Here is an 8,321-nt window from a genome sequence, read left to right on the forward strand (position 1 = left end):
GGCAAGCCCGCGAAGCAGGCGACGCGGTGGATGGCACCGGCTGCGCCGGTGTTCGCGGCCACGGCCGCTCCCACAGGGATCGCGCCAGCTTTTAGAAATTGACCAAGACAGTTGCTCCCACAGGTCCAGCACAACGTTCAAGGCATGCACTTGACCTGTGGGAGCTGGCTTGCCGGCGATAGGGAGAGCCGCAAACCTGAAACTCAGCGCCAGGGAGCAGGCTCACCAACCAACTGCCCCTGCACCCCGCCTACACCCATCTCCCGCAATACCAGCCGTTCCCCTTCGGTCTCGACCCGCTCGGCAATCAGCGGCAGGTCGATGCTGTGTGCCGCGCGCTGGATCGCTTCGATGAACAGGCGCTTGTGCTGCTCATGGTCGATATTGCGGATGTAACTGCCATCGATCTTCAGATACGCCAGGCCCAGGTGCGCCAGGTTGCCGATCATGCTGAAGCGCCCGCCAAAACGTTGCAGCGCCAGGCCGAAGCCAAGCGCATGCAGGCGCCGGTTCAGTTGCTCCAGGGCGGACTGCTCGGGCAATTGCTCCTCGCCAATCTCGAAGATCAGGCGCGGCCCCAACGCCGAATGCTGGCCCAGCAATTCAAAGACACGCTGCACAGCCTTGGGGTCGGCCAAGGTGGCGGCGGAGAGGTTCAGCGCCAGCACCTGATCATGCCCGCGCAGGTGGGCAAGCACCTTCTCCAGCACCAGCACATCCAGCCGTGCCATCCAGCCGAAACGCTCCAGCCAAGGCAAGAAGCGGCCCGCCGGCAACGCCTCGCCCTGGCCATCCTGCAAGCGTGAAATCACCTTGTGGTGCAGCACCCGTTGCGCGGTGGCGCAGTCGACCACGGGCTGGAAGAACAGCTCGAAATGCCCGGCGATGAATGCCTGATCGAGCCGTTCGTGCCAGGCATGCTGGCTGTCCGCGGCAACGGCGGCCACACCCTGCTCGAGGCAGACCCAACCCGGCGTCGGCTGGTTTTCGGCGCGGGCCAGGGCCTCGTCGGCCAACTTGAGCAGCGCCTGCGGTGTGTCACCGGGGTTGTAGGGGGCAAGGCCGATGCAGGCCACCGGGTCGATGTCACTGGCGCCGGTTTCATGCAGGCTCTGCAGCGTCGCTTCCAGGGCCTGGGCAAGCTGAACGGCCTCTTCATGCACCATGCCGGGCGCCAGCACGGCGAATTCACCCCCGCGGCTGCGGGAAATCAGATCGTTGGTTTCCGGGTAGCTGGCACAGGTGCGGCGCAATTGCTCACCCACCGCCTGAAGCAACTGGTCGGTTCGCTGGCCACCCAGGCGGGCGTTCAACCCCGCCAGCCCCTGTACCCTCAGCAACAGCAGGTAGCCGGCACGGGCTTCCTCCAGGTTGCTTACCCGGGTGTTCAACTGCATTTCGAAATAGCGGCGGTTGGACAGCCCGGTCAGGCTGTCCTGGTAGGACTCGACACGCAGCCGTTCACTGCGCTCGGCCTGCTCGGTGAACAGCGCCTTGAGCTTTTCGACCATCTGGTTCATTGCCTGCACCACGCGGCGCAGCTCCGGCGTGCGCGGCAGCTCTGGCAAGCTGAGGAATTCGCGACGGGCAATGGCGTGGGATTGCTCGACCATGTAATCCAGCGGCCGCAACTGGCGGCGCAACAGCAAGGCCCCGAGCACGGCACTGGCCGCGCCACACAGCAGCAACCAGCCCAGGCTGCCGAGGGCGCTTTGCCAGAGCTTGGCGATGGCGAACATCGGGTGGCTGATCACTTCAACGCGCGCCGCCTGCTGCCAGCCACGGCTGACGATAGCGTCACCACCGGCGGCCTCCAGGCTGATCAGGTGCACGAACCAGCGCGGCACACCGCCTGGGTCCGGCTCGGCGTGGCGCTCCACCAGCACGGCATTGGAGCCCAGGTCGACGACCTTGATGCTTGAGTAGTAACCACTGTCGAAGATGGAACTGACCATCAGCTCGACCATCGCCGGGTCGTCGATATTCGGCGTCAGCGACAGCGCCAAGGCGGTGGCCGCATCCTGCGCGTGCGAGCGCAGCTGGTTGACGTACTGGTTGCGCGAGCTTTCCAGGCTGACCATGAAACTGCCACTGAAGGCGACCACCAGGAACAGGCAAATGGCCAACAGCAATTGTTTGAACAGTGACATCTGTGCTCCTTCAGTAAACCGGCTCGGCCGGGAACCCTTCGGCCTGCATTTTCTTCAGCAAATCCTGCCAGCGGGACAGCCGTTTGGTATCACCGACCTTCTTGTTGCCTGCGGCGCCCGTCAGCCACAGCCCCTCACCATTGAAGGCGTACACCGGCAGCAGGTCGGTACGCTGGCTGGCCGGTTTGATGGCGTCCATCAGGCTGTCGAGCACCAAGGGTTGTGCCTGTGGGTTTGAATAATAGGTCAGGACCATGTGCGCCCGGTTCTGGCGCAGCGCCTTGACGTAGGTGATGCGCAGTTTTTCGCTGGGGATGCCCATGCGCCGCAGGCTGAAATACTTGGCGATAGCGTAGTCTTCGCAATCCCCGGCGCCTTTGATCAGCGCCTGCACCGGCGTGGCCCAGTAATCGACCTCGTGCCACAGGTCGATATCCTCGACATAGCGCAACTGTTGGTTGAAAAAGCGGTTGACCACCTGTAGCCGCTCAAGCTCCGTACCCTGCTTTTGCGTGGCCATCAGGTTCTGCCAGGCATCGATACGGCCTTGCCCGGCACCCAGCTGGCCATACAGGGCCTGCGACTTGCGGCTGATCTGGGAAAAGTCCCAATCGGCGTGCAAGCCGCCCAGCAGCAAGCTGCCCAGCAGCGCAGCAAGGCCGACACGTTGCACAACGCTTTTGAGCACCCAGGATATCGCCACTACCAAGCCCTGCTCAGGCCAGTCGAAAGCAGCGATGGTGCGGCTTGCCACGGCAAAAAACAATGGCACCGTGCAATCATGCACCCGCTGGTCAGCAGGCCTACACTTTCTGTTTATATCCTTCTATAGCCTGCTTCCTTTGCCAGGCGACTTCATCCACCATAGCCGCGCTTTGGGGCGAGCGTTCCAACCGCTGCAGGTTTGACACCCCCTGGGGCTGTTACTAGTGTCATTGGATCCAACTTTAGTCATCGTTGAGGCAGACGTCGCGTGGCCGAGAAAATCAAATTGAGCAATGTGCTGGCCAGCGAGCAGCTGTTGCCGCACCAGGCCCGTGGGGTGATCGAGGAACGCCTGCGCAGTGCCATTCTCGACGGCCGTTTGCCGCCAGGTACGGCCGTGCGACAACAAGAGCTCGCGACATTGTTCGGTGTCAGCCGCATGCCGGTGCGCGAGGCCCTGCGCCAGCTCGAAGCGCAGTCGCTGCTGAAAGTGGAGATGCACAAAGGCGCGGTGGTTGCACCGTTGATCGGCGAGGACGCGGTAGACAGCTATGCCCTGCGCGTACTGCTCGAGAGTGAGGCGCTGCGCCAGTCTATTCCGCTGCTGGACGCCAGCGACATCGCCAGCGCCCGCGGGTACATCCAGCAACTGGAGAACGAAACCCGCCACGCCGAGATCGGCCGCCTCAACCGCCTGTTCCACATGTCGTTGTACCACAAGGCGCCGAACAAGAAGCTGCTGCGCCTGATCGATGATGAACTGAACGAGGAAGAACGCTTCCTGCGCTTTCATCTTTCCTCCATGGGCCTGGGCAAGCTCACCCAGGACGACCACAACGCACTGGTGGATGCAGCCAGCGACAAGCTGGTGGACGACGCGGTAGCGGTGCTGGAACGGCATTTGAACAGCGCATCGCGGGTAATTCGCAGGTATCTGGATACGCAACTGAGGCGTTGACGGGTAGCGGCCGCACATCCGGTGCAGTCAGGTGGGTTGCAAATTGGGCGAGCTGCGCCAACAATGAGACTAATTATCATTCATGTCCATTAACGGCAGCGCCCTCGTCCATGCCCAGCAACGACTCCGTGCAAACGCTCTACAGTGACCACCACGGCTGGTTATATGCCTGGCTGCGCAGCAAGCTCGGCAACGCTGCCGATGCCGCAGACCTGGCCCAGGACACCTTCGTACGCCTGCTGCAACGTCGCGAACACTTGCAGCTGAACACGCCCCGGGCATTCCTGCGCACCGTCGCGCGTGGGCTGGTGATCGATCACTGGCGGCGCGAAGAACTGCACAGGGCCTATCTCGAGGCACTTGCACAGGTACCGGAGGCACAGGCGCCCTCGGCCGAAACCCGCGAGCTGCTGCTGGAGTTGCTCGAGCGCATCGCGTGTATGCTCGATGGCCTCAAGCCCAAGGTCCGTCGCGCCTTCCTGCTGGCCCAGTGCGAAGGGTTGAAGCACCAGGCCATCGCCGACCAGATGGGGATCTCGGTACGTAGCGTGGAGCGCTACATTGCCGATGCGCTCTACCATTGCTACCTGCTGCGCTATGCCGACGAGGGCTGACCTGATGACCGCTGCACACCCGGATGCAACGGCGGTCAAGCAGGCCATTCAGTGGATGTTGCGGCTGCGCGAAAGCGGGCATGACCTCGCCCTGCAGCAGCAGTGCAAGCAATGGCGCAGCGCCCGTCACGAACACGAACAGGCCTGGCAACGGGTCATTCACCTGCACCAGGACCTCGACCTGCGCGCCATCCCCGGCGCCGGGCTGGCCCTGCAGACCCTGGAGAACAGCCAGCGCCGCCTGCACCGGCGGCAGGCGCTCAAACTGCTGGGCGGCATTGCCATGGTGGGGACGGCGGCATGGCTGGGCAAAGACCTTGAGGCCGTCGGCAGCTGGACATCGGACTATGCCACCGGTACGGGTGAGCGACGCAGTTTTCCACTCCCCGATGGCTCGCTGCTGCAGCTCAACACCGACAGCGCCGTGGACCTGGTTTTCAATGAACAGCAGCGCATGGTTCGTCTGAAGCGAGGGGAGTTGATGATGACCTGCAACGCGCAGCTTCCCCTGCTTGTGAGGACGCGTGATGCATTGCTGGAAAGTTTCGCAGGGCATTTTGCGGCACGCCAGGACAGCGATTGCACGCAGGTCAGCGTCAGCCGAGGCAGAGTGGCGATACACCGGCCTGGCAATGGCCAGCTGCAATGGATCGAAAGCGGCCAGACCTGGCGCCTGGACAGGCAAGGTGCGCACCAGCTCGAGCAGGTAGACATGGACCCGCTGGCGTGGAGCGAAGGGCTGATCGTAACCCGCGACATGCGCCTGCCCGACTTCCTCGCGCAGGTCGGCCGTTATCGGCATGGTTACCTGGGCTGCAGCGAGGACATCGCCGATTTACGCCTTTCGGGCGTGTTCCGCCTTGATGACCCGGAGCAACTGCTGCAACTGTTGCCAAAGACGCTGCCCGTGCGGCTTCGCCAACGCACACGCTGGTGGGTGCGGGTAGAAGCTTTGGCTTGAGGCGGGAGCTGGTTTGGCGGCGAGGGTGCGCGCAGTGGCCCCATGACTTTTTTGACGGGTTTTGCCTGCCGGTCCGGCTAGAACAGTAAGCGACACCTCCTGCCCTCACACCTCAACGGACCCCTCATGCCAATTGCCCCAGTGCGTACACGCGCTTCCAATGCGAATGATTTTCGACCTGTCTTACACTCAGCCAAGTTGAGCAGAGCCATCCGGGCCGCCCTGTTTGGCACCGCCTTGGGGCTGTTAGCGGTTCCGCAAATATCCGTGGCGGCCGAAACGCCCCAGGTGAGCCAGGTTTACGCGATTCCGGGCGGTCAACTGGATGACGTCCTCAACCAGTTCGCTCGCCAGGCTGGCATCACCTTGTCGAGCACCCCCCAGCTCACCCAGGGCTTACAGTCCAACGGCCTACAGGGGCGATACCCCACCGACCAGGCACTGCGCCAGTTGCTCAATGGCAGCGGCCTGGAAGCGCTCAGCCAGGATGGCCGCAGCTATGTGCTGCAAGCCCAACCCCAAGGCGCCGCCCTCTCCTTACCCGATACCGATGTGCGCGGCTTCAGCCTTGGCAATGCATTGGGCAGCATGGAAGGCTACAACGCCACTCACAGTCAGGTGGCGACCAAAACCAGCATGCCGCTGGTGGAAACATCCCAGTCGGTGTCGGTGGTTACCCGTCAGCAGATGGACGACCAAGGCTCACAGACCGTCGCCCAGGCCATGCGCTACACGCCTGGCGTGCTGACCAACCCCTATGGTGCGACCCATCGCTACGACTATGTCGCAATGCGTGGTTTCAACGACGGCTCGGTGGATAACATCTACGTCGACGGCCTCAAGTCGATGGGAGACAACGGCACCTACAGCACCATGCAGGTGGACCCATACTTCCTTGAGCGTATCGACATTCTCAAGGGGCCGTCTTCGGTACTGTATGGGCGTAGCTCGCCAGGAGGCCTGGTGGCGCTGACCACCAAGAAGCCGCTGTTCATGCCCTACCACCAGGTGCAGGCCACGGTCGGCACCCAGGGCCAGCGTGGCATGGGTTTCGACTTCAGCGGCCCTGTGGATGCAGACAAGCGGATCGCGTATCGGCTGACAGGCCTGGCGGATGCTTCCGACACCCAGTTCGACCACAACAAGGAAGAACGTTACGCCATCGCTCCGGCTATCAGCATCGACTTTAGCGAAGATACCTCGCTTACCCTGCAGGCCTACCTGCAACACGACCCCAACGGCGGCTACCACGGTGGTAACCCCGCAGACGGCATGCTTCACCAGCGCAACGGCTTGCGCCTGTCGGACCACTTCTTCGAGGGCGAGCCGGGTATCGACAACTACGAGCGCACCCAGCAGTCCTTCAGCTACCAGTTTGAGCATCGCTTCAACGATGTGTTCACCGCACGGCAGAACTTCCGCTACCAAGATTCCGATGTGTCGATGGACCAGGTGTATTCAGCTGGTTGGGCAGATGCCGACAGCAATATCCTCAACCGCGCCTACACCGGCGGCGACGAACGCCTGCATTCGTACATCATCGACAATATGCTGCAGGCTGAATTCTTTACCGGCGCCGCGAAACACACCCTGCTGATGGGTACCGACTACCAGCGACGCAAGGCCGATGTCGCCTGGCGTTATGGCAGCGTCGACCCGCTGGATGCCGGCAATCCGCAGTATGGCAATGGCAACCTGCAGGTGTTGGGCGAGAACCACTACCAGCGGCGATTGCAGCAAACGGGGGTGTACCTGCAGGACCTGATAGAGCTGGACCAGTGGCGCTTTTCCCTGGGGCTGCGCCAGGACTGGGTGAAGGTGTCCGAAGAGAACCGTGACAGCAGCACTAAGGTCGATGATCAGCGCTCGAAGTTCACTACTCGCGCAGGGGTGCTCTACCTGTTCGAGAACGGCATTGCGCCTTATGTCAGTTACTCGGAGTCGTTCAACCCCAATACCGTGTCCGACCAGGAAGGTCGCCCGCTGGCACCGACCGAGGGCACTCAATGGGAAGCCGGCATCAAGTATCAGCCACCGGGCAGCGACAACCTGTTCACGGCATCGGTATTCCGCATCGAGCAGGAGAACCTGGCGTCGAAGCAGCCTGACGAAGAGTTCTACCGCCCTGTGGGGCAAGTGCGCTCTCAAGGGCTGGAGCTGGAAGCCCATGTGCAGGTAACCGATAACCTCAAGCTGCTGGGCGGCTATACCTTTACCGACATCGAGTACGCCAAGTCGATGCCTAGCCTGGTGTCGGGCAGCCTGGATAACAAGGGCAATTCGCCGACCCAGGCGCCGAAACAGATGTTCTCGCTTTGGGCTGACTACGATTTCCGCCAGGGGCCTCTGGATGGCCTGCGCTTGGGCGGTGGGGTGCGGTATGTGGGGTACAGCTGGGTGGATGCGGAAAACAGCATGAAGGTACCTTCCTACACCCTGTTCGACGCCTCTGTCGGCTATGACTTGGGTAAGGTCGGCCTGAAAGGTGTGGATGTGCGCTTGAACGCTAACAACCTTACCAATGAAAGCTACATCGCGTCGTGTGCCAGCCTGAACTACTGCTACATGGGTGAAGAGCGCAATGTCAGTGCTACGGTGAGCTATCAGTTCTGACCTTGGGTTTATGCCCTGAAAAGACAAAGCCCCTGTCTGCATCGCAGACAGGGGCTTTGGATTTGAATCTTGACGATGACCTACTCTCACATGGGGAAACCCCACACTACCATCGGCGATGCATCGTTTCACTGCTGAGTTCGGGATGGGATCAGGTGGTTCCAATGCTCTATGGTCGTCAAGAAATTCTGTGTGCTGGTTCGTCCATCGGACGCGCCGGCGAAATCTCTGTAGTTCCTACTTAAAGACAAAACCCCTACCTGCATGTGCAGATAGGGGTTTTGCGAAATGAATCTTGACGATGACCTACTCTCACATGG

The 8,321-nt window shown here is 61.6% G+C and carries 6 protein-coding genes and 1 rRNA gene; 4 read left to right on the plus strand and 3 right to left on the minus strand.

From position 1 onward, the window contains the following. Window positions 1–203 precede the first annotated feature (203 nt). A complete protein-coding gene (lapD, locus tag C6A77_RS24630) occupies window positions 204–2,150 on the minus strand; it encodes a cyclic di-GMP receptor LapD (protein WP_114171956.1) in 1,947 nt (648 codons plus the stop codon). Window positions 2,151–2,160: 10 nt separating this feature from the next. After that, on the minus strand, window positions 2,161–2,922 hold the full coding sequence (gene lapG, locus C6A77_RS24635) for a cysteine protease LapG (RefSeq protein ID WP_178082403.1): 762 nt from the start codon (window positions 2,920–2,922) through the stop codon (window positions 2,161–2,163). A 201-nt stretch (window positions 2,923–3,123) separates the two neighbouring features. Between lapG and C6A77_RS24640 the strand changes: the two genes are divergently transcribed. The 4 genes from C6A77_RS24640 (at window position 3,124) to C6A77_RS24655 (ending at window position 8,001) form a co-directional block, all read left to right on the plus strand. Beyond that, entirely contained in the window at window positions 3,124–3,813 is a 690-nt protein-coding gene (locus C6A77_RS24640) for a GntR family transcriptional regulator (RefSeq protein WP_114171957.1), read from the plus strand. A 110-nt stretch (window positions 3,814–3,923) separates the two neighbouring features. Then, window positions 3,924–4,427: a sigma-70 family RNA polymerase sigma factor gene (locus C6A77_RS24645; RefSeq protein ID WP_114171958.1), complete on the plus strand. Its 504-nt coding sequence runs from the start codon at window positions 3,924–3,926 to the stop codon at window positions 4,425–4,427. A gap of 4 nt (window positions 4,428–4,431) precedes the next feature. After that, complete coding sequence (locus C6A77_RS24650; protein ID WP_114171959.1) at window positions 4,432–5,388, plus strand: FecR family protein; 957 nt, start codon at window positions 4,432–4,434, stop codon at window positions 5,386–5,388. Between the two features lie 198 nt (window positions 5,389–5,586). After that, window positions 5,587–8,001 carry a TonB-dependent siderophore receptor gene (locus tag C6A77_RS24655; RefSeq protein WP_114171960.1) on the plus strand — a complete coding sequence of 805 codons (2,415 nt, stop codon included), beginning with the start codon at window positions 5,587–5,589 and terminating at the stop codon, window positions 7,999–8,001. Window positions 8,002–8,068: 67 nt separating this feature from the next. Here the strand turns inward: C6A77_RS24655 and rrf are convergent. Next, a 5S ribosomal RNA gene (rrf, locus tag C6A77_RS24660) occupies window positions 8,069–8,184 on the minus strand. Between the last annotated feature and the right edge of the window lie 137 nt (window positions 8,185–8,321).

This window comes from Pseudomonas sp. AFG_SD02_1510_Pfu_092 (genome assembly GCF_003331055.1).
Classification (GTDB): domain Bacteria; phylum Pseudomonadota; class Gammaproteobacteria; order Pseudomonadales; family Pseudomonadaceae; genus Aquipseudomonas.